Origin of the sequence: Kineosporia rhizophila (assembly GCF_021277265.1) — a bacterium.
GTDB lineage: Bacteria > Actinomycetota > Actinomycetes > Actinomycetales > Kineosporiaceae > Kineosporia > Kineosporia rhizophila.
In genome coordinates this window covers 88,999-110,135 of sequence record NZ_JAJSOH010000004.1, presented here as the reverse complement: position 1 = coordinate 110,135, position 21,137 = coordinate 88,999, and the positions used below count along the sequence as shown (strand labels likewise).

Below are 21,137 nucleotides of genomic sequence, written 5' to 3'. Positions count from 1 at the left end.
GCTTATCGCCCAGTCGACGCGAATCGCCGCATCAATCGTTTCCTAACCATGACATCCCGATTAGTGCATAAGGTGCCTCAAGATGGCATTATCGTCACGCTTCGTGGAGTGCCCAGAGCATTGGCGTCACGGGTGATCGCGATCAGCACCGAGGCGTGTCGGCTGCGTGATCGGAGCGCCCATCAGACCAGACCGGAAGATCAAGAACAAACCATTCGGTAACGATTCGGGCCGGGTGACCGAGGAGAGCTCTTGAGCACGCAGGAACGCACCGACGTCCGGGGCCGGGACTCGGCCGACGGCCGGTCCGGCGGTCGGCCCGATCCCGCGCGCGGGCGCCCCGCCACCGAGCGGCTGCCACGCCCCCCGGGCACCCGCCGACCCGGCCTGGCCGTGCTCGCGGTGCTCCTCATCGTTCTCGGGGCGGCCGTGGCCGGCCTGCTCGCGCTGCGGCTCGACGAGCGGCAGGACGTGCTGGTGGCGCGCACCAACATCGCGGTCGGGCAGCAGATCACGGCGGAGAACCTGGCCGTGGCCAAGGTGGCCTCGGACGGTGTCGCGGTGATCGCCGCCGACCAGGCCGACCAGGTGATCGGCCGGTTCGCCGGCTCCGAGATCCCCGGCGGGCGGCTGATCGACCCGGGCATGCTGGCCGCCGCCAGCCTGCTGAAGTCGGACAAGGCCGCGGTCGGGGTGCCCCTGGGCACCGGCCGCTACCCGGCCGGCGGGCTCGAGACCGGCGACGTCGTGCAGGTGGTGCGCGCGGTCGAGGGCAAGGGCGAGGAGGTCGCCGCCCGGGCCACGGTGAGCTCGGTGAAGACGTCCGACGACGGGGTCTTCGGTTCCGGCGGGGGCGAGACCTCCACCGTCGTGACCCTCATCGTCGGCCGGGACGAGGCCGTCCAGGTCGCCGCCGCGGCCGCCGCCGACCAGATCAGCCTCGTGCTTCTGGAACGCGGGGCCTCCACGAAGGGCAACTGATGTCGCTGGTCGTCCTCGTCTCCGCCAAGGGCGCGCCGGGCGTCACCACGCTCACCGTCGCCCTCGCCGCCCTGACCCCGGGCGCCGTCGCCGCCGACCTCGACCCGGACGGCGGTGACCTGGCACTGCGCTACCGCCGCCCGGACGGCGCACCGCTCGACGCCGAGACCGGCCTGCTCTCCCTGGTCGCCGGTCTGCGCCGGGACCAGCCCGGCCACCGCTGGCTGCCCACGGCCGCCCTGGGGGGCCCGGTGGCGCCGGGGGCCGACGGTCCGGGCCTGCCCGAGGGGCCGACCCGGCTGGAGGACCACCTGCAGGTCACCGGGGGCGGGCTGGACCTGCTGCTCGGCGTCAACGGCCCCGAGCAGGCCGGGGGTCTGGGCCCGCTGTGGAGCCCGCTGGCCCGGGCCCTGTCGGAGGCCGGGCGCACCGTGTTCGCCGACTGCGGCCGGGTCGGGCCGGCCTCGCCCACCATGCCGGTACTGCACCAGGCGGACGCGGTGATCGTGGTGGCCCGTCCGGAACTGGAGGAGCTGGCGCACCTGAGAGAGCGTCTGCGATTCCTGAACAGTGCAGTGCCAGGGCGGTTTGCGGGGCGTGCGCAGATCGGTGTGGTCCTTGTGGCGCCGGAGCGGGACCGCGCGGTGGCGGGCCGGACCGAGCAGTTGCTGCACTCGTCGGGGGTAGGCGTACCGGTGCTCGGCACGGTGGCGCTCGACCAGAAGGGGGCCGAGGCGCTGCGTGGGATGAACCGCAGCCGGCTGGCCCGCTCCACCCTGATCCGGTCGGTGCGCTCGTTGCTGCCCTCGGTCAGCCTGCTCGCCGGCTCGATCCCGGAACTGTCCGGCCCGGTCGAGGCTCCCCGCCCCAGCCGCTTCACCACCCCACCCCAGACCTCCCCCCAGGCTCCGACTCAGCCCCCCGCCCAGTCATCGGCTCAGTCACCCGGCCAGCCCTCGCCCCAGACCCCAGCCGGGAATTCGACCCAGACATCGACGCGGACATCAGCCCGGCCATCCGCGCCCCAGACCGCGAACCCGGCCGGGGCGTCCCCGCTCACCCCAGAGCCGGAGGTGAACCTCTTCGCCGAACCACGAGGCAAGGTCACCGTCCCGCCCGCGATCGCGCCGACCCCGATCCCGGCCACCGCGGCCACGATCAGCGCGACCACCGCCGCAGCGATCAGCCCGGCCCACCAGCCCAGCGAGGTCCACCCGACCAGCGCGGCCCACCGGTTCTCCTCGGCCCACCTCGGCGGCCAGGCCACCTCAACCGGCCCGGCCACCCCAGCCAGCCCGGCCGACCAAACCGACCAAGCCGCACCAGGCAGCCCGGCCCACCTGGCCGGCCAGGCAACCCCGGCCGGCTCGGCCTACCTCAGCACCCCAGCCCACCCGACCGGCCAGATCACCTCGACCAGCCCGGCCCACGAGGCCATCTCGTCCCGACCGAACGACCAGGCCACCCCGACCGAGTCGGCCTACCCGAGCACTCCGGTCCCCCCAACCGGGCAGACCACCTCGACCAGCCCGGCCCACGAAGCCTTTTCGCCCTACCAGACCGGTGATGTCACCACGACCGGCCAGGCCACCTCGATGGGCCAGACCAGGCCGGATACCCCGGAAAACCTGACGAACCAGCCCCTCGCGGGACACCAGGCCAGCGCGGCCGACCCGTCGGACCAGACCATTGCGGCTCACCAGGCCCTGTCGAGTCATCAAGCCCTTTCAGGCCACCAAGCTCTCTCGGACCCCCCAGCCAGCCCGACCACCGAAACCACCGCAACCGGCCTACCTACCCCGACCGCTGCAGCCACCCCGACAACCGCAGCGACCTCGGACGGCCCGATCACCTCGCCTCCCTCGACCACAGCGGCCCTGGCACCGACCGACGTCGCCGCACACCCACGTCCTCAAATCGTCGAACTGCCCGCCACCGGCACAAGGCCGGCGCCGGAACTGCGCCCAGGCTCCCGGATCGGGGCTCGCCTCGGGAGCCGGAGCGAACGTCGAGCCCGGTCCCGGAACGAAACCACCTCGGAGACCACTGGCGAACAGACACTGCCGCTGCGCAGGCAGAACTCGTTCTTCGGCGACGCCCCACCGGTGGACGAAGACCCGAACCTGCTCCCCCTGACCGTCGCTCCCGGCGTGTACACCCCTGCCCCCGTCGAGCAGCAGCCGGAACCGGAGCCGGAGACCGTCGAGGCTCCCAAGACCACCCCTAGTGTGCGGGGTTTCGCCGGTCTGACCACTCCGCCGATCGCGACCCCGCACACCCCCGAGGCGCAGAGCCCGGCCCCGAACAACGAGGCCCCTGACGAACTGCGTCACACCCGCTCTCGCCGGGCTGCCTTCGGGCGCGACCCGGGCACGCTCCAGACCAGCGAACGTCGCCGGGCCAGGCGTCATGTGATGCCCTCGGAAGAGAACGAGAAGACGCACGGCAGCGCGGACTACGGAAATCAGGCCGGGGAGGGAACGCCGGTCGTGGGCACCTGGCTGCAGGAGCGCGGTGCGGGCACCGACACGCCTGAACCGACTCAGACGAAGCCCACCAACAACGATGCGCTGGGTTGGGGCTGGGCCAAGGACCAGGGCGAGGGCACGCAGCCGCGGGCCACTCGAAACCTGACCGAGCCACCGGCCCCAGAACCAGCGGCCCCGGAGGACGAGCTCCCACCGCTCCCCCGCCGCGACCCGAAACTGGCCGAGACCAGGGGTTTCCCGGAACCTGCACCCGAACGGCGGGACAACGGCACCGGCTGGATCCCGCCCGACGTACCGCCTTCCGACCTCCCGCTGCTGCCCTCCTCCGTGCCGACCTCGATGCCCACCCCCGTCTCCGTCTCCTCGGACTCCTCGTCCCTAGGGGCCTCCGAGCCGGCGACCGTGTCGTCGTTGCCGGTCGACCGCACCGACATCCTGCGCGAGATCCGTGACCGGGCCCGGCGTGGAACCGACGGTTCGGGCACCTGGGCCGGACACCTGCGTTCGGCCGGAACGCCCACGGAGAACGAAACATCTACGGACACGCTCAGTGACACCTCCGTGAGCGAAGCGGCCGGCCCGGTCATCGACCCCTCGGTAGAGGCAGCCCCGAAATCGACTGAGGACGACGACCGCGACACCGCAATCGTGCGCCTGGTCCGCGACCCGTACGAGCCGCCCGAGCGCTACGAGGGCGCCGCCGACTCGCCGGAGCCTCCGGAAGGAGGTCGCTGATGGCCATCGACCAACGGGTCGTACGCCGCCTCCGCGAAGAGGTGGCCGACCTCCTGGCCCAGCAGCGCCGCGAGGACGCCCTCACCGGGGCCGCCCCGATGAGCGCCGAGGACGAGCGCCAGTACGCCCGGGCGGTGATCGGCCGGGTGCTGGATCTGCATGCCCGCTCGGAACTCTCGCTTGGCCGCACCCCTCCGGAGGCGGACGAGGAGACCGAGCTCGCCGAGGGCATCCACGCCGCCCTGTTCGGTGTGGGCCGGCTGCAGCCGCTGCTCGACGACCCGCTGGTCGAGAACATCGACATCAACGGCTGTGACCAGGTTTTCGTCGGCTACGCGGACGGCCGGGAGGTGGCGATGCCCCCGGTCGCGGAGTCCGACGACGAGCTGATCGAGCTGGTCCAGCTGCTCGGCGCCTACTCCGGGCTGACCAGCCGCTCGTTCGACGTCGCCAACCCGCAGCTCGACCTGCGCCTGCCGGACGGCTCCCGGCTCTCCGCGGTGATGGGGGTCTGCCCGCGGCCGGCCATCTCGATCCGCCGTTCCCGGCTCTCCCGGGTGACGCTGGACCAGCTGGTGGCCAACGAGTCGCTCACTCCCGAACTGGCCTCGTTCCTGGCGGCGGCCGTGCTGGCCCGCAAGAACATCATGATCGCGGGCGCCACCAACGCCGGTAAGACCACCATGCTGCGCGCCCTCGCCCACGAGATCCCGGCCACCGAGCGGCTGATCACCGTGGAGCGGTCGCTCGAGCTGGGTCTGGGCGAGTTCGCCGACCTGCACCCGAACGTGGTGCCGCTGGAGGAGCGCCTGCCCAACTCCGAGGGCCAGGGCGCGATCGGGATGGCCGACCTGGTGCGCCGCTCGCTCCGGATGAACCCGAGCCGGGTGATCGTCGGTGAGGTGCTCGGCGACGAGATCGTGACCATGCTGAACGCGATGAGCCAGGGCAACGACGGCTCCCTCTCCACGATCCACGCCAACTCGGCGCTGGAGGTGTTCAACCGGATCTGCACCTACGCGATCCAGTCGGCCGAGCGTCTGCCCACCGAGGCCACGATGATGCTGATCGCCGGGGCGATCGACTTCGTGGTGTTCGTCGAGCGCCGCAACGACTACGCCGAGGGCGGGCGGCTGCGCCGGATCGTGACCAGCGTGCGCGAGGTCAACGGGGTGGACGGCCGGGTGCTCTCGAGCGAGGTGTTCCAGCCCGGCACCGACGGTCGCGCGGTTCCGGCGGCCCCGATCGCCTGCATCGACGAACTGATCGCCGCGGGCTACGACCCGGCCGCGATGAGCAGTGTGCCCGCCCAAGGGGGGTGGCCGGGATGATCCAGGACCTGACCACCGGCCCGGTGGCGGCCGTGATCGCGGCCGGTGCCCTGGCCGGCGCCGGCCTCGCGCTGCTGCTCGACTCGATGCTGCGGCGCGAGCGCCACACCGGGGGCACCGACACCCGCACGCTCTCCGACCGGACCGTGCGCCGGCTGCGCGGTTTCGGCACCCGGCTGCCGATCGCCGTTCTCGCCGGGGTGTTCACCCTGCTGATCACCGCCTGGCCGGTGGCCGCGATCGCCGCCGTAACGATGATCCTGGCCTGGCCCGCGCTGATGGGCGGGGCCCGGCAGGAGCGGCAGCAGGCCGACCGGCTGGAGGCCCTGGCCCTGTGGACGGAGTCGCTGCGGGACACGATCGCCGGTGCGGTCGGTCTGGAGCAGGCGGTGATCGCCACCTCCCGGGCCGCCCCGGCGCCGATCGCCGACGAGATCGTCACCCTGGCCGACCGGTTGCGGGTGCGGGTGCCGCTGCCGACCGCGCTGCACCGGCTGGCCGACGACCTCGACGACGCCAGCGCCGACCTGGTGGTGGCCGCGCTGCTGCTGAACTCGCGGCTGCGCGGGCCCGGGCTGCGGCACGTGCTGACCAGCCTGTCCGAGTCGGTGCGGGCCGAGGTGGAGATGCGGGGCCGGGTCACCGCCGGCCGGGCCGCGACCCGGCGCAGTGTGCAGATCGTGGTCGCGGTGACCCTGCTGTTCGTGCTCGGGCTGCGCACCTTCAACCCGGGCTACGTGCAGCCCTACCAGAGCCCGGCCGGGCAGGTCGTGCTGGCGATCGTGGTGGGCTTCTTCGCCGCGGGCTTCTTCTGGCTGAAACAGCTGGCCGCCTACGACCTTCCGGAACGCTTCATGCACAGCGGCAACGCCACCACCGACCCGATGACCCGGGGGGTGCCCCGATGATCGCGATCGTGCTGGCCGGGGCGCTGGCCGGGACCGGGCTGCTGCTCCTGGTGCTGGCCTTCGCCCGGCCGGCCATGCGCGGGTCCGGTGCGCCGGGCACGCTGGCCGCCCTGGACGCCGAACGCCTCAAGGCCGTCGGCGTCGCCCAGACCCGGACCACCACCAACAGCGGTAGCCGGCTCACCTCGTCCGTAGGCCGTCAGATCCGGCGGCAGCTGGAGCTTTCCGGGGTGCGGCTGCCTGCGGGGTTGCGCGCCGACCTCTCCCTGATCGACCGCCCGATCGAGACCCACCTGGCCTACAGCCTGCTCGGCGCGGCGGTCGGCGCGGCCGTGCCGTTCGTCCTCGGCAGCCTGGTGGTCGGGCTCCTCGGCGGGCTGCCGGTGACCACGCCGGTGTTCCTGGGCCTGAGCGGGCTGGTGATCGGCACCTTCCTGCCCACCCTGCAGGCCGGGCAGCGGGCGGCGATCCGGCGGCGCGACTTCCGCCACGTGGTCGGCTCGTTCCTCGATCTGGTGGCGCTGAACCTGTCCGGCGGGCGGGGCGTTCCGGAGGCCCTCAACTCGGCCTCCTCGGTCAGCGACGGCTGGGCGATGGTCCGGCTGCGCGACACCCTGGCCATCGCCCGGCTGCAGGGTGTGACCCCGTGGTCGGCCCTGAGCCGGCTGGGCGAGGAGACCGCGGTGGCGGAGCTGAGCGACCTGGGCGCGGCTCTGGAACTGGTGGCGGACGACGGGGCGAAGGTCCGGGAGTCCCTGGCCGCGCGAGCGGCCTCGATGCGTCGTCGAGAAATGGCCGACGCGGAGGGCCGGGCCCAGGCCCGGTCCCAGTCCATGCTCATCGCCCAGCTCCTGCTGGCGGTGGGCTTCCTGATCTTCCTGATCTACCCGGCGATCGTCCGGGTCCTGAGCGGAACCTGAAGCAACGCGATGAAGGAGACTCCAGATGAAGAGCGGACCTTTCCGCTTCGACCCGGCCACTGCGGCGGGGTACGGGGAGATGGTGATCCGGGGCCGGATCGACGCCGCACGCAGCCGGGTGGTGCGCGGACCGCGCGACCGGGGTGCCTCGGTGGTGGAGTGGGTGGTGATCTCGGCCCTGCTGGTCGGGATCGCCGCGGCCGTGGGCGCCGTGCTGCTGGAGAAGCTGCGGTCGAAGGCCGACAGCATCAACCTCGACGGTGGCACGCCCTAAGCGGTGTCCGGGCCGGCCGGGACCGGGGTGCCAGCACGATCGAGCTGGCGCTGTACATGCCCCTGCTGCTGTTCGTCATCTTCGCCACCGTGCAGGCCGCTCTGCTGTTCCTGGGCAACCAGGCGGCCTCGGCGGCGGCCCGGGAGGCGGCCCGGGTGGCCCGGACCACCCAGGACGCCGGTGCGGCCGAGGCGCGCGGCCGGGCCTACGCGGCGCAGGTGGGCCAGGGCGTGATCGAGGGTGTGACGGTCCAGGTCTCCGCGGTCGGGGCGGACGAGGTGCGGGCGGTGGTGACCGGTCGCGGCGTGCAGGTGGTGCCCGGCATCCCCGGCCTGCGGATCGAGCAGGTCGTGCAGGGACCGGTCGAGGAATTCCGGCCGGACCTGTGAGAATCCGGCTGAGGAACCCGCGCCCGGGCCACCCGTGCGCCGAGACCGGCTCGATGTCGGTCGAGATCGTCCTGATCACCCCTCTGCTGGTGGCCTTCCTGCTGCTGGTGGTGGCGTTCGGCCGGTACGTGGCGGTGCGCGGTGAGGTGGAGGCGGCGAGCCGGGACGCGGTCCGGGCGGCGTCGCTGGAACGTGACCTGGGCTCGGCCCGGGCGGCGGCCACGCAGACCGCGAACGCCTCGCTGGGCGGGCGCTGGACCTGTGAGGCGGTCGGGCTGAGCGGTGAGTTCGTCGCGGGCGGCACGATCGAGACGGAACTGAGCTGCCGGGTACCGGTGGACGACCTGGGACTGCTGGGCCTGCCCGGCACGGTCTCGGTACGCGCCTCCAGCTCGGCGCCGCTGGACATCTACCGGCGCACCGGCGGTGCCCCGTGAGCAGACAGCTTCGGTTCAGCGGTGACGACTCCGGTCAGGCAACGGTTTTCGTGGTGGCGTTCGCGGTGGTGCTGCTCGTGCTGGCCGGACTGGTGGTGGACGGCGGGCTGGCGATCAACGCCCGCCAGCGGGTGACGGACGACGTGGAGCAGGCCGCGCGCGCCGGCGCCCGCGAGATCCAGGTGGACACGCTCCGCGAGAGCGGGACGGTCCTGATCGACCCCGAGGCGGCCCGGGCCGCGGCCGGTGAGTTCCTCGCCGCCCGCGACTACCCGGCCTCCGGGGTGACCATCTCGGCCGACACCGAGCAGGTGGCGGTGCGCGCGACGATCGAGCAGAAGACCGCACTGCTGTCCCTGATCTTCTTCAACAGTTTCACCGTGACCGCCCAGGGCCAGGCCCGGCCCGCGGTGGGCATCACCGGGGAGGGCTTGCCATGACGGCGCATTCCGCGGACCGGGCGGCAACGGGTGCCGGCCGGTTCACCCAGCAGGCGCGGGACTCCGGCCCCGCGCCCCGGCGTTCCCGGGTGGGCGCCGTGTTCTCCGCGCTCGCCCTGCTCGCTCTGGTGGCCGGGGTACCGGTGGGGTTGTACGTGCTCGCCGCCCCGCTGCTGGCCGACGGCAGGCTGTCCGAGGAGCTGACCCTGACCGGCACCCTGGGCATCGCCCAGGTGCTGGCGGTCCTGGTCGTGGTGGCCGCGCTGGCCTGGCTGCAGTTCGTGATCTGTGTGCTGGTCGAGCTCGGGGCCGCGCTGCGGGGCGGGGTGCTGGCCGCACCGGTGCCGTTGTCCGGGCCGAGCCAGCGGCTGGCCCGCTGGCTGGTCGGCTCGATGCTGCTGGCCGGGGTGATGGCCGGGCAGATGGGGGTGGCGCAGGCGGCGACCCGGCCGGACCTGGGCGCGGCCCGGTCCGACACCGTGGTCTCCAGCCAGCAGGCCACGTACACCGACCCGGACACGTTCTACGTGTTCGACGCCAACACCGCACCGCCCAAGGCGGTCGAGGCCGAACCGGTCAGCCACGTGAGCAACCGGCAACTGACCGCCCGGCAGGCCGCCGCCGAGGCGGCGAACGCCCGGCGCAACGCGGCCCAGGCCGACCGGGGCTCCCCCGTCTCGGCCAGTCAGCTGAGCCGCGACGAGCTGGCTCTGGACGGGCACAAGGTCTACGTGGTGGAGGCGCCGACCGGCCGACACCACGACACGCTCTGGGAGATCGCCGAGCGCCACCTCGGTGACGGCCGGCGCTACCACGAGATCTACCGGCTCAATGAAGGACGTCTGCAGCCGGACGGTCGCACCCTGCACCTTGCGCGGTTGATCCAGCCGGGTTGGCGGCTGATCCTGCCCGAGGACGCGGTCGGGGTGACGCGCTGGGTGGCCGACCGCACCCCGCCGCGCGAGCGAGCCGCAGATCCGACTCCGCAGCAGGACGAAAAGCCCCGGGGGGAAGAGGAAAGCCGAGGCAGCGGGAACAGCAACGGCGGCGCAGCCGGTCCGGCCACATCGACCAACCGCCCGTCCGCCACCCGCACCGCCACCACGGCTCCGTCCAGCACAGCCCCTTCCAGCACGGCCCCGACCAGCACCGCTCCCTCCAGCACGGCCCCGACCAGCACAGCTCCGTCCAACACCGGTTCGGCACCTAGCGTCTCGCCGTCGGCTACTTCACCCACGGGACGCATCGCCAGCGCGGGCGACCCCAATTTCCTTCCCCCGCAACACCCCGGTGTGGCCACGCAGGGCCAGGGCGTCCTACCGAGCGACCCCACTCCGCCCCGAGGCACCTCCACCGCCCGGCCTTCCACGAACACCACAACGACCCCGCCCACCAGCACCGCCCCGCCGACGAACACCGCCACCGGCGCAGCACCCGGTGGCGCCGGCGCGGCCACCACTACCCGCGCCCCCAGCGCAACTGGGCCCAACAGCAGTACCGGCGCACCCTCGTCCTCAAGCAGTTCCAGCACCACCAAGGCCGCCCCACCGACCGCGATGGAGACCACAGCCCCCACACCCCCGGTAGCCACGCCCAGCCAGAGCCTCAGCACCGCAGACGGTTCCGACCTTCCCGCCGAGCTGATCGGTGCCGGCCTGGTCACCGCGGCCCTGCTGGGCACCCTGCTGCTGATCCGCCGCCGTCGGCGGGGTGGGCAGGACCAGCCCGGCGAATTCGAACGGGACACCGAGGTCTGGCTGCGTACCGGTGCCGACGCCGACCGCGGCGCCCTGCTCGACCTCGCCCTCCGGTCGCTGCCCCGGGCCTGCCGTGAGGCCGCCTTACCCCTGCCCCAGGCCTACGGCGCGGTGGTCGACGACGAGGGCCTCGACCTCCTGCTGACCATGGCCCATGCTTCCGCTCCCCCGCCCTGGGCCGCCCTGGACGATGGCTTGCGCTGGCGCCTGACTTACGACGACGCCCAGCATCTGGTGGCCCACGGAGACAGCGCCTATCCGCTGCTGGCCTCGGTCGGCCGTGACCACCTGGGGCGCGACGCACTGATCAACCTGGGGGCGGCGGCCGGACCGGTCGCGGTGATCGGCAGCCCGGGCATGGCCGCCGCCGTGGTCCGCGCCCTGGCCCTCGGTCTGGCCGGGAACCCCTGGTCGCGGGGCATCGAAGTGCTCACCGCCGATCTTCCCCCGGCTCTGCCGGCCATCGCCGCGGGTCGGCTGATTCCCGTCGCCGGCGCGAAAGCCCTTACTGAGCAACTGGAACAAGGGTCGACCCGGATGCCCCGCACCGGCCCCGTCCAGATCCTCACCGGTGGCCCCGCTCCCGGCAGCCGTCCCGAACGAGTGGCCATCTACGGCGCTCCGCTCAACGTGCAGACCGCCTCCCGACTGCAGACCGTGGTCGCCCGCGGCGCCGACCTGGCCGTCCTGGTCACCGGTGAACTGCCCGGCGCCCGCTGGCGCCTGCAGGTGGACGACTCCGGAGTGCTTACCTGCGACGAACTCTCGTTGCAGGTCACAGCGAACCGACTGGGCGACGGCAGCATCGAGCGCCTGCACACCCTGTTCGTCTCGGCCGGCACCCCCGACCTACCGGTCGCCACCGGACCCGAGGGCGAGCGGGTGGTGAGCGCCGACCTGCCCGAGGGCGTGGTCGAGACCGACGACATCACCTGGTCCCAGTCCACCGTCCGGGTGGCCGTTCTCGGCGAGGTCGAGGTGCACGCCCCCGGGCGGATCGACCCACGCCGCCTGGTGGTGGCCGAGGAGATCCTGGCCTACCTGGCCCTGCACCCGGCCGGCACCCACCCCACGGTGCTCGGCTCAGCGATCTGGCCGCGCGGCGTCACCGCCGACGTGCGCGACGACATGCTGGCCGAGGTCCGGGAGTGGCTGGGGCCGGACGAGTCCGGGCAGCCCCGGCTGCGCGAGGGTTCGGACGGCCGGCTCCGGCTGACCTCCGACGTGCCCTGCGACTGGGACGTGCTTCGCACCCTGATCGACCGGGCCGACCGCGCCGGGCAGGCGGGCGACCAGACCCGTGAGCGCGACCTGCTGATCCGGGCGCTGCACCTGGTGCGGGGCCCCCTGGTCGGCGGGATCGCGCACGGCACCTACACCTGGCTGCCCCGCACCGGGGTGGAACGCCAGGCCGAGCACCTGATCCTGGACGCGGCCGGCCGGCTCTGCCGGATCACCTCGGAAGAGGGTGACCACCTGGCCGTGGAGCAGGCCGCGACGGCCGGGCTACGGGCGGTGCCGCACGCGCAGAACCTGTGGCGCCACATCATTCGCGCCGAGTACGCCCTGGGCGGGCCCGGCCGACTGCACGACGTGGCCGACCACGTGCGCTTCGTCCTGGCCTCGTCCGGGGTGGACATCGAACCCGAGACCGCAACGTTGATCGAGCACCTCGCCGGTAGCGCTCAGACACAGAGTGGCGCCTATTGATCCACGGACCGTGACGGGTAGTGACAGACGGGGGAACTTTTCCTGCGAATCGGACACAGTGAACTTTGAACCACTACAGTCCCTTCCGTGCCGACGCCCCGCGCTCTGACGCCTGCCCGCCGACTCCCCCTGATAGCCGCAGTACTGGCCGTGGTCCTGGCCATCGGAGGTTCCGCCTACGCCCTGGGAACGGGCGAGGCCAAGACCACCGCTACCCCCAGCGCGGCCGCCGCCGGCGCGAAAGGTGTGGAGCGGAAGGTGAAGATCGGTGTCTTCCGGGGCACCTCGCCCTGGGAGGTCGACCAGTTCGGCGACTGGCTCGGCCGGGACGTGCACTACGCGGTCGACTACTCCACCCGCACCACCTGGAAGGAGATCGCCGACCCGGAGTGGATGCTGAGCACCTGGGAGGGTTCGCCCTACCGGATGGTCTACGGCGTGGCCATGCTGCCGATCGGCAAGGGCGACAAGTCCACGATCGCCAAGGGTGCCAAGGGCAAGTACAACAAGCACTACCGGGAGCTCGCCAAGAACCTGGTGAAACACGGCCAGGGTGACGCCATCCTGCGTCTGGGCTGGGAGTTCAACCACCCCTCGTACCGCTGGCACCCGACCAACCAGAAGCAGTTCGTCACCTACTGGCGCAAGATCGTCAAGACCATGCGCTCGGTGCCGGGCGCGTCCGGGCTGCAGTTCGACTGGAACGTCAACAACGGCAACCAGAGCAAGCCGAACTTCGACCCGACCAAGTACTACCCGGGCAACAAGTGGGTGGACTACATCGGCGTCGACATCTACGACATCTCCTGGCCGCACTACCCGTACCCGAAGAACTGCGGGAAGGCCTGCCGCCTGAAGCAGCAGAAGAAGGCCTGGAAACTGGTCACCGGCCAGCAGTACGGCCTGAACTTCTGGGCGGACTTCGCGCGGCGCAAGGGCCGGCCGATGGCCCTGCCGGAGTGGGGCGTCTGGAAGCGCAAGGACGGTCACGGCGGCGCCGACAACCCGTACTACGTCACCCAGATGCACAAGTTCATCAACAACCCGAAGAACAAGGTTGCCTACCACGCCTACTTCGAGTTCAGCGCACCCAGCGGCGACCACCGGCTCTCGGCGATGAAGAACTCGGGTAAGCGGTTCAAGAAGTTGTTCGGCTAGTCAACTGAACCGGCCGTAGCCGGCGACCGTCCGGCTGGCCTTGTACCCCGAGCAGGAGATGGTCGACCGGTAGGCCGGCCGGATCCGCTTGGTCAGCGCCCCCTTCACCGGCGCACTGCTGTCCCGGGTGTTGTTGATCAGCTTCGGGAAGCCGGACAGAGCGGTGCTGACCACCTTGTTCCCGGAACCGCTGACGTGGTTGCCGATCACCGCGGCGTCGTAGTTCTTCACGTACTGGGCCCCGGCCGGGGCCCGCACCACCTGCTGGGCAATCAGGTTGTTGCGGACCTCGACCCGGCGGCTGGCGTATCCCACGATCACGCCGGCCGCCGAGCGGGCGATGGTGTTGCGGCGGATCTTCACGTCGGCCGCCCCGGTGGCCGCGGTCGGGCCGGCCGCCTTCACCGCGGCCCCGTTCTCGGAGTTGAAGATGATGTTCCGCTCGATCACGCCCGGGCCGGAGTTGTAACCCGGCATCAGGTAGATGTTGTGGAAGTTCATGAACGCGCCGCCGACCGCGTCGTTGTCGTGGATGCAGTTGTCGGCGATCCGGTAGGCGCGGGGCATCCCGTTCTTCACCGAGGAACTGACCATGATGTTGGAGACCCCGACGGAGCCCCAGACCTCGGCGTCGACGAACTCCCAGCCGGTGCCGCCGTCGAACTTGACCAGGAACTCCTTGCGCCCACCGGCCGGGTTGTGGGTCACGTTGATGCCCGAGACCTTCCAGTAGTCGGCGTTCTCGAGCTGCAGCGTGCCCTTCAGCAGCACGCGCTCACCCGGCGCGGCCTGCAGCCGGATCGGCGCCCCGGCCCGTCCGGGCCGGGCCCCGTAGCCGGCCGCCCCCACGTAGGTGCCGCCCTTCACCAGGATGGTGTCACCGGGCTCGGCCAGTTTGATCGCCTTGGTGATGGTGGCCAGCGGTTTGTGCGACGAGGCGAGCCGGGTGGTGCCGTCGTGCCCCTCGGGTGCGACCAGGATGGTCTGCCCCAGCACCTTGCTGCCCGCCCGCTCCGCCGCCGGCCTCGCGGCCACGTCGGCGTGCGACGGAAGCGCCAGCAGCGCAGCGGATACGGCGGATGCTGCGGCGACCGTGAAGCCGAGGAACAGGGCGCGAGGGTTGCGTCGGGTCAGCACACCCCTTTGCTCGACCCGATCTGACCCCCGCTTGAGTGACGCCCGAGTAGCCCCGCCCCGAACGGAGCAGTTATCAGAAACCGCGCCGCAGGATCACCAGTGCGCGGTCGTCGCCCTCCTCGGTGCGGATCGCTCCGGTGATGTGGGCGGCGGCGCCCTCCACCCCGCGCGCGATCAGCGGATCGGCCCGTCCCACCAGTCGGTCGATGCCCCGCCCGACGTCGACCCCACGACTCTCCACCAGGCCGTCGGTGAAGAGCATCAGGGCGTCACCGCGTTGCAGCCGTCCGGTGACCGCCGGGTAGACCGCATCCTCGATCACCCCCAGCGCAGGCCCCTGTTCGCCGTCCAGCACCTCCCACCGACCCGATCCGGCGTGGTAGTGCGCGACCGGCGGATGGCCGGCCCCGCTCACCGAGAACAGCCCGGTGGTCAGGTCGACACTGACGTGAACCGCGGTGGCAAAAGCCTCCTCGGTGCCGAACTGGGTGCCCAGGCGCACCACGTGCTGGTTGGCCGCGGCCAGGAAGCCGGCGGCCGGCACGGCGTCGAGCAGGGCGCCCATCGCCCCGGCCAGCAGCAGGGCCCGGGCGCCGGCCTGGTAGCCGTTGCCGGAGACGTCGACCAGCACCACCTCCAGCCGGTCGGGCCGGGGCTGAGCGGTGAGCAGGAAGTCGCCGCTGAAGGAGTCGCCGTAGGCCGGGCGCAGATCGGTGTCGAACCGCCAGCCCTCGGGCAGTCGGGGGCTGACCGACCGGATCAGCATCTCGTTGCGCAGATCGATCAGGACCGCGTCGGCGGTGGAGGCGTCGCGCAGGCCGGAGTCGGCGGCGTCGCGCTCGCGACGCTGGATCCAGCCGAGCAGGACGGCGCCCAGTGAGACGCCGGTGACCGGCACCAGCGACCAGAACTGCTGACCGGTGAGGGCCAGCACGACGGTGACCACCACCCCGATCAGCGCGGCATCCCGTACCAGGTGACGCGGGCGCACCACGGCCGAGCCGAGGATCAGGAAGAGCCCGACGCAGGCGGCCGGCAGCAGGACCGGGGCGTGCTGGGCGACCAGGGCGAAGCCCAGGGCGGCGACGACGTTCAGCCAGATCCGGCCCGGGCCGGGGTAGCTGCCCTCGTCGACCCAGCGACGGGTGGAGGAGGCGACGCGACGGGCCCGGCGGCCCAGGTCGCCCGGTCGCGCGGTGGAGGTCATCGCCGACCGCCGCGGTGCGGGAATGCGAACGGGCCCTTTACCCGGACTTCTGCCCGGACCTTTGGCCGGGCGCCCGGGTGCCGGGACACCAGGCCGTGGTGACCTGGGCCCGGGCAGCCGGGACGAGCCGTGGTTCAGCGTGACCATGCCCCGATCCTAGCCACACTGTAACCACTTGACCACGATGAGTAATCGTGAGGTGTCTGAGGCCCAGTGGGCGTTTCGGGTAGTACTGGCCTACTGGGTGTCGGCCCTACTGGGCGCCGGTCTCGGACTCGGGCAGGGGCGGCAGGACGCCGGTGGTCTCGTACGAGCTGAGCTGGTCGATCCGGCGGGCGTGCCGCGGGTTGCCGCTGAACGGCTCGGCCAGGAACGCCTCGACGAACCCGGTGGCCTCCTCGAGGGAGTGCATCCGGCCGCCGACCGCGATCACGTTGGCGTCGTTGTGCTGACGGCCCAGCTTGGCGGTCTCCAGGCTCCAGGCCAGGGCGGCCCGGACTCCCTTGACCTTGTTCGCCGCGATCTGCTCACCGTTGCCGGAGCCGCCGACGACGACGCACAGGGTGCCCGGCTCGGCCGCCACCGCCTCGGCCGCCCGCAGGCAGAACGGGGGGTAGTCGTCCTCCGGGTCGTACTGGTGCGGCCCGTGGTCGACGATCTCGTGACCGGCCTCGGTGAGGTGCTTGGCCAGATGCTGCTTCAGTTCCAGACCCGCATGGTCGGATCCCAGGTGCACGCGCATGAGGAACAGTCTGGCACTCCCGCCCGGGGGCAGGAGTGCCGGACTGGCCGAAGGCTCAGACGTCGAACTGCGGAGATTCCGTCCGGGTGCGCTTGAGCTCGAAGAAGTAGGGGTTGGAGGCGACCAGCAGGGTGCCGTCCCAGAGCTTGCCGGCCTCCTCGCCGGTGGGCACCCGGGTGATCACCGGCCCGAAGAAGGCGGTGCCGTTGAACGCCACCACCGGGGTGCCGACGTCCTGCCCCACCTTGGTGATGCCCTCGGCGTGGCTGGCCCGCAACTGCTCGTCGTACTCGTCGCTGTCGGCGAACCGGGCCAGCTCGGCGGGCAGGCCCACCTCGGCCAGCGCGGTGGAGATCACTACGGAGTAGTCCTCCTCCTTCTTGTAGTGGATCTGCGCACCCATCGCGTCGTACAGCGCCTTCACGTACTTCTCGCCGTGCAGCTCACGGGCGGCGATGATCACCCGCACCGGGCCCCAGCCCCGGTCCATCAGGTCGCGGTAGACCTGCGGCAGGTCGTCCTTGCCCTCGTTCAGCACCGAAAGGCTCATCACGTGCCAGTTCACGTCGACCGGGCGGACCTTGCCCACCTCGAGGATCCAGCGCGAGGTGGCCCACGCGAACGGGCAGAGCGGGTCGAACCAGAAGTCGGCGGTGCTGCGTTCGGTCATCGCAAAGGGCTCCTCGACGCGAAGGGCTGTAGTCAGGCGGCTACAACGCGCCCGGTGCCCGATCTCATCCCCGCACACCCGCGCAGCGCCCCGGGGTCCCGGGTGAGAGGATCCGGCTTGAGCAAAATCCGACCGAGGAGGACCCTGTGCCCGGTACGAACCTGACCCGGGACGAGGCGGCCGCCCGCGCCGCCGCGTTCACGGTGCAGTCGTATGACATCGATCTGGACCTGACCACCGGCGCCGAGACCTTCCGCTCCGTCACCACGGTGCGGTTCACCGCCACCGACGAGGCCCCGGGCCTGTTCATCGACCTGATCGCCCCCACGGTGCACGAGGTCGTGCTGAACGGGAACCCGCTCGACGTCGCCGAGGTGGTCAGCACCGCGCGCATCGCGCTGCCGGGTGTGACCGCCGGTGCGAACGAACTGCGCGTGGTCGCCGACGCCGAGTACATGCAGACCGGTGAGGGCCTGCACCGCTTCGTCGACCCGGTCGACGGCGAGACCTACCTCTACACCCAGTTCGAGGTGGCCGACGCCCGGCGGGTTTTCGCCTGCTTCGACCAGCCCGACCTCAAGGCCACCTACACCTGGACGGTGCAGGCGCCCAGCCACTGGCAGGTCGTCACGGTGGCCTCCGCGGTCGAGCCGGAACCCGCGGGCGAGGGCACCTCGGTGTGGCGGTTCGCCCCCACCGAGCTGATGAGCCCCTACGTCACCGCCCTGGTGGCCGGGCCCTACCACCGCGTCACCGACGAGCTGACCGTGCGCGACGGCCGCACCATCCCACTGGGCGTGTTCTGCCGTAAGTCGCTGGCCGAGCACCTCGACGCGGACAACGTCATCGCGATCACCAAGGCCGGGTTCGCCTGGTTCGAGGAGACCTTCGACTGCGACTACCCGTTCCCCAAGTACGACCAGCTCTTCGTCCCCGAGTTCAACGCCGGGGCGATGGAGAACGCGGGCGCGGTGACCATCACCGAGGTCTACGTGTTCCGCTCGCGGGTGCCGCAGGCCCTGATCGAGCGCCGCGCGCTGACCATCCTGCACGAGCTGGCCCACATGTGGTTCGGTGACCTGGTCACCTTGCGCTGGTGGGACGACCTGTGGCTGAACGAGTCGTTCGCCGAGTACGCCAGCACCCGCTGCCAGGCCGAGGCCACCGAGTGGGCCACCTCCTGGACCACTTTCAGCAGCGCCGAGAAGTCCTGGGCCTACCGCCAGGACCAGCTCAGCTCCACGCACCCGATCGTGGCCGACATGCGCGACCTCGAGGACGTGGAGGTCAACTTCGACGGGATCACCTACGCCAAGGGCGCCTCGGTGCTCAAGCAGCTGGTGCACTGGGTCGGCCAGGAGGACTTCGACGCCGGGCTGCGCAAGTACTTCAAGACCCACGCCTGGGGCAACACCACGCTGAAGGACCTGCTCGGGCACCTCGAGGAGACCAGCGGCCGCGACCTGGACAGCTGGTCCAAGGCCTGGCTGCAGACCGCCGGGGTGAACACCCTGCGCCCGGTGATCGAGACCGGCGAGGACCGGGTGATCACCCGCTTCGCCATCGCCCAGGAGGCCACCGCGGAGTACCCGCACCTGCGTCCGCACCGGCTCGTGGTCGGTGGCTACGACGTGGTCGAGGGCAAGCTGCGCCGCACCACCCGGATCGAGCTGGACGTCACCGGTGCACTCACCGAGGTGCCGCAGCTGGTCGGCTCGGCCCGGCCGGACCTGATCCTGATCAACGACGAGGACCTGGCGTACACCAAGATCCGGCTCGACGCCGGGTCGCTGGACACCGCCACCGGGCACCTGGCCCACTTCGAGGACTCCCTGGCCCGCACCCTGATCTGGGGCGCGGCCTGGGACATGACCCGCGACGCGGAGCTGCCCGCCCGCTCGTTCGCCGACCTGGTGCTGGCCAACATCGCCTCGGTCGACGACCCGAGCGTGGCCCAGACCCTGCTGCGCCAGCTCTCGGCCACGCTGGAGTCGTACGTCGCCCCGGAGTTCCGCGAGGCGACCACGGCGGCGGCCGCCGAGAAGCTGTTCGCCCTGCTGAAGACGGCCGAGCCGGGCAGCGACACGCAGTTGCTGCTGGCCCGCTCGTTCGCCGCGCACGCGAGCACGCCGGAGCAGCTGGCCTCGATCCGGGCCCTGCTGTCCGGTGAGCTGAGCATCGACGGGCTGGCCGTGGACACCGAGATGCGCTGGAGCCTGCTGATCGCCCTGGTGGCCGGCGCGGTGGCCGGTGAGGCGGAGATCGACGCCGAGCTGGCCCGGGACGACACGGCCACCGGCCGGGTGCACGCTGCGGCGGCCCGCGCCGCGGTGCCCACGCCGGAGGCCAAGGCGGCCGCGTTCAAGAGCGTGGTGGAGGACGGCGACCTGCCGAACACGGTGCAGCAGGCCGTGATCGGCGGCTTCAACCGGGTGCACGACCGCTCGCTGCTGGCGCCCTACGTGGCACCGTACTTCGCGGCGCTCACCAAGGTCTACGCCGAGCGCACGAGCGAGATGGCGGCCCAGATCGCGACCGGGCTGTACCCCTCGGCGCAGCCGGTGAACCACGTCCTGGCCGCTACCCAGGAGTGGCTGGACGCCTCGGAGGCCGAGCCGGCGCTGCGCCGGCTGGTGGTCGAGGGCCGCGACGCGGTGGAGCGCGCCGGGCGAGCGCAGGAGCGTGACCTGCAGGGCTGAAAAGCGTTGTAAAGCCCACTGCACCAACTGGGGACGTCCGTGGCCGGCCGGCCACGGACGTCCCCAGTTCGGTTCTGGTCGGCTACCCGAACAGTTCGAGGAACCGGTCCTGCGACTGCGGCATGTCGGTGAGCATGTGGTTGCCGTTGTCACCCACGTCGAACTGGAAGTACGCCTGGTAGGCCACGTTGTTCAGTGGATCGTCGATGAACTCGTGCATCCGCTCGATGAAGTACGGGTTGTCGCCGCCGCCGTGCCCGTCGGTCACCGTGCGGTCCCACAACCCCCACTCCGGCAGCGTCAGCGGCTTTCCGTGTTCCGCGGCGAACCGGGACCAGTGCTTCAGGCCGAACTGGGCGTTGTACACGTCGTCCCAGGCCTTCTTCTGGTGCTGCAGGCGGCAGTCCGCGTCGCAGTCGGCCGGGTACGGATAGGTGCCGTCGGCCCAGGAGATGTCGTAGACGTCGGCCCCCACGTAGTCCACGTAGGCGTCACCCGGGTAGAAGACCGCACTGTTGTAGTTGTTCCCGCCGCTGCTGACATTCCAGTCGAACTGCAGGTTCTCGGCCCCGGGCACGGCACGCATGGTCTTGACCACCTGGCGCCAGTAACCGATGAAGTCCTCCCGGTCGTCCGGGTGCCAGCGCCAGGCCCCCAGGTTGAACTCCCAGCCCAGGCGCAGGATCGCGTCCTCCTGGCCGTACTCGACCAGGTTCCGGGCGAGCCGGCGGTAGTAGCGGTTGTAGTCCCCGTCGGCCCCGGCGGCCAGGCTCACCTTCAGGTGCTTGGCCTCGGGCAGCATGGCCAGGCCGTAGACGATCCGGTAGTCGTGCTTCTGCCAGGCCTTGAGCTGGTCGTAGGGGTTGGCGATCTCCTTCCAGGTGGAGCGCAGCGAGAAGTCGACCACGTAGTCGACGTCCCGGCCCAGCCAGTCGCCGAACTCCTGCACGTCCTCCGGCGAGGTGCTGCGGAAGACGCCGACTTTCACGCCCTTCTCCACCCCGGTGGCGGTGGGCGCGGGCTCACTCGTGATCGGCGCACTCGTAGGCTCGGCCTCGGTCGGCCGCAACACGACGTAGACGCCGGCGCCGACCGCCACGACGACCACCAACAGCAGGGCTACCAATGAAAAAACGCGCTTGGAACTCACGAC

18 protein-coding genes are annotated in these 21,137 nt (G+C 71.5%); 12 read left to right on the top strand and 6 right to left on the bottom strand.

Going from position 1 to position 21,137, the window contains the following annotated elements; translation table 11 throughout:
* Positions 1-252 precede the first annotated feature (252 nt).
* The 9 genes from LWF15_RS09040 to LWF15_RS09000 are packed head-to-tail and all read left to right on the top strand — an operon-like array spanning position 253 to position 8,904.
* A complete protein-coding gene (locus tag LWF15_RS09040; protein ID WP_232809964.1) occupies positions 253-981 on the top strand; it encodes an SAF domain-containing protein in 729 nt (242 codons plus the stop codon).
* Positions 981-4,205: a hypothetical protein gene (locus LWF15_RS09035; RefSeq protein WP_232809963.1), complete on the top strand. Its 3,225-nt coding sequence runs from the start codon at positions 981-983 to the stop codon at positions 4,203-4,205. Before LWF15_RS09040 ends, LWF15_RS09035 begins: the two co-directional genes overlap by 1 nt.
* On the top strand, positions 4,205-5,536 hold the full coding sequence (locus LWF15_RS09030) for a CpaF family protein (protein WP_232809962.1): 1,332 nt from the start codon (positions 4,205-4,207) through the stop codon (positions 5,534-5,536). The genes LWF15_RS09035 and LWF15_RS09030 overlap by 1 nt, the downstream gene beginning before the upstream one ends.
* Positions 5,533-6,444, top strand: coding sequence for a type II secretion system F family protein (locus tag LWF15_RS09025; protein WP_232809961.1), 912 nt, complete (start codon positions 5,533-5,535; stop codon positions 6,442-6,444). Before LWF15_RS09030 ends, LWF15_RS09025 begins: the two co-directional genes overlap by 4 nt.
* Entirely contained in the window at positions 6,441-7,364 is a 924-nt protein-coding gene (locus LWF15_RS09020; RefSeq protein WP_232809960.1) for a type II secretion system F family protein, read from the top strand. Before LWF15_RS09025 ends, LWF15_RS09020 begins: the two co-directional genes overlap by 4 nt.
* A 25-nt stretch (positions 7,365-7,389) precedes the next feature.
* Positions 7,390-7,638, top strand: coding sequence for a hypothetical protein (locus tag LWF15_RS09015; protein WP_232809959.1), 249 nt, complete (start codon positions 7,390-7,392; stop codon positions 7,636-7,638).
* On the top strand, positions 7,524-8,027 hold the full coding sequence (locus LWF15_RS09010; protein WP_285623175.1) for a TadE/TadG family type IV pilus assembly protein: 504 nt from the start codon (positions 7,524-7,526) through the stop codon (positions 8,025-8,027). The genes LWF15_RS09015 and LWF15_RS09010 overlap by 115 nt, the downstream gene beginning before the upstream one ends.
* A 53-nt stretch (positions 8,028-8,080) precedes the next feature.
* Positions 8,081-8,464: a TadE/TadG family type IV pilus assembly protein gene (locus tag LWF15_RS09005; RefSeq protein ID WP_232809957.1), complete on the top strand. Its 384-nt coding sequence runs from the start codon at positions 8,081-8,083 to the stop codon at positions 8,462-8,464.
* Positions 8,461-8,904: a pilus assembly protein TadG-related protein gene (locus tag LWF15_RS09000; RefSeq protein WP_232809956.1), complete on the top strand. Its 444-nt coding sequence runs from the start codon at positions 8,461-8,463 to the stop codon at positions 8,902-8,904. Before LWF15_RS09005 ends, LWF15_RS09000 begins: the two co-directional genes overlap by 4 nt.
* Positions 8,905-9,724: 820 nt before the next feature.
* Here LWF15_RS09000 and LWF15_RS38090 read toward each other — a convergent pair.
* Positions 9,725-10,150, bottom strand: coding sequence for a pentapeptide repeat-containing protein (locus LWF15_RS38090; protein ID WP_352396627.1), 426 nt, complete (start codon positions 10,148-10,150; stop codon positions 9,725-9,727).
* Between the two features lie 310 nt (positions 10,151-10,460).
* Here LWF15_RS38090 and LWF15_RS38085 point away from each other — a divergent pair, with 310 nt between their 5' ends.
* Together LWF15_RS38085 and LWF15_RS08990 are read left to right on the top strand one after the other, a co-directional pair.
* Positions 10,461-12,371, top strand: a complete 1,911-nt coding sequence (locus LWF15_RS38085; protein WP_408622945.1) for an AfsR/SARP family transcriptional regulator — start codon at positions 10,461-10,463, stop codon at positions 12,369-12,371.
* Positions 12,372-12,458: 87 nt separating this feature from the next.
* On the top strand, positions 12,459-13,529 hold the full coding sequence (locus tag LWF15_RS08990) for a glycoside hydrolase family 26 protein (protein WP_232809955.1): 1,071 nt from the start codon (positions 12,459-12,461) through the stop codon (positions 13,527-13,529).
* Here LWF15_RS08990 and LWF15_RS08985 read toward each other — a convergent pair whose 3' ends face one another.
* From LWF15_RS08985 to LWF15_RS08970, 4 genes are all read right to left on the bottom strand, one after another.
* Entirely contained in the window at positions 13,530-14,666 is a 1,137-nt protein-coding gene (locus tag LWF15_RS08985) for a DUF1565 domain-containing protein (RefSeq protein ID WP_232809954.1), read from the bottom strand.
* A 73-nt stretch (positions 14,667-14,739) separates the two neighbouring features.
* On the bottom strand, positions 14,740-15,873 hold the full coding sequence (locus LWF15_RS08980) for a PP2C family protein-serine/threonine phosphatase (protein ID WP_232809953.1): 1,134 nt from the start codon (positions 15,871-15,873) through the stop codon (positions 14,740-14,742).
* A 253-nt stretch (positions 15,874-16,126) separates the two neighbouring features.
* Positions 16,127-16,615, bottom strand: a complete 489-nt coding sequence (locus LWF15_RS08975) for a ribose-5-phosphate isomerase (protein WP_232809952.1) — start codon at positions 16,613-16,615, stop codon at positions 16,127-16,129.
* A gap of 55 nt (positions 16,616-16,670) precedes the next feature.
* Entirely contained in the window at positions 16,671-17,285 is a 615-nt protein-coding gene (locus LWF15_RS08970; protein ID WP_232809951.1) for a mycothiol-dependent nitroreductase Rv2466c family protein, read from the bottom strand.
* A 146-nt stretch (positions 17,286-17,431) separates the two neighbouring features.
* On the opposite strand from LWF15_RS08970, the gene pepN reads away from it, so the two are divergent.
* Positions 17,432-19,984 (top strand): aminopeptidase N, encoded by a 2,553-nt coding sequence (gene pepN, locus LWF15_RS08965; protein WP_232809950.1) that lies wholly within the window; start codon positions 17,432-17,434, stop codon positions 19,982-19,984.
* Between the two features lie 82 nt (positions 19,985-20,066).
* On the opposite strand, the gene LWF15_RS08960 is transcribed toward pepN, so the two are convergent.
* The gene (locus tag LWF15_RS08960; RefSeq protein WP_232809949.1) at positions 20,067-21,134 is read right to left on the bottom strand and encodes a glycoside hydrolase family 26 protein; all 1,068 of its coding nucleotides are present in this window, start codon (positions 21,132-21,134) and stop codon (positions 20,067-20,069) included.
* Positions 21,135-21,137: the final 3 nt, after the last annotated feature.

Excerpts from the sequence above, each read along its gene's own strand:
- LWF15_RS09035 (WP_232809963.1), top strand. The coding sequence starts at position 981 with ATGTCGCTGGTCGTCCTCGTCTCCGCCAAGGGCGCGCCGGGCGTCACC.
- LWF15_RS09030 (WP_232809962.1), top strand. The coding sequence starts at position 4,205 with ATGGCCATCGACCAACGGGTCGTACGCCGCCTCCGCGAAGAGGTGGCC.
- LWF15_RS09025 (WP_232809961.1), top strand. The coding sequence starts at position 5,533 with ATGATCCAGGACCTGACCACCGGCCCGGTGGCGGCCGTGATCGCGGCC.
- LWF15_RS09020 (WP_232809960.1), top strand. The coding sequence starts at position 6,441 with ATGATCGCGATCGTGCTGGCCGGGGCGCTGGCCGGGACCGGGCTGCTG.
- LWF15_RS09015 (WP_232809959.1), top strand. The coding sequence starts at position 7,390 with ATGAAGAGCGGACCTTTCCGCTTCGACCCGGCCACTGCGGCGGGGTAC.
- LWF15_RS09005 (WP_232809957.1), top strand. The coding sequence starts at position 8,081 with ATGTCGGTCGAGATCGTCCTGATCACCCCTCTGCTGGTGGCCTTCCTG.
- LWF15_RS38090 (WP_352396627.1), bottom strand. The coding sequence starts at position 10,150 with ATGCGTCCCGTGGGTGAAGTAGCCGACGGCGAGACGCTAGGTGCCGAA.
- LWF15_RS38085 (WP_408622945.1), top strand. The coding sequence starts at position 10,461 with ATGGAGACCACAGCCCCCACACCCCCGGTAGCCACGCCCAGCCAGAGC.
- LWF15_RS08980 (WP_232809953.1), bottom strand. The coding sequence starts at position 15,873 with ATGACCTCCACCGCGCGACCGGGCGACCTGGGCCGCCGGGCCCGTCGC.
- LWF15_RS08975 (WP_232809952.1), bottom strand. The coding sequence starts at position 16,615 with ATGCGCGTGCACCTGGGATCCGACCATGCGGGTCTGGAACTGAAGCAG.
- LWF15_RS08970 (WP_232809951.1), bottom strand. The coding sequence starts at position 17,285 with ATGACCGAACGCAGCACCGCCGACTTCTGGTTCGACCCGCTCTGCCCG.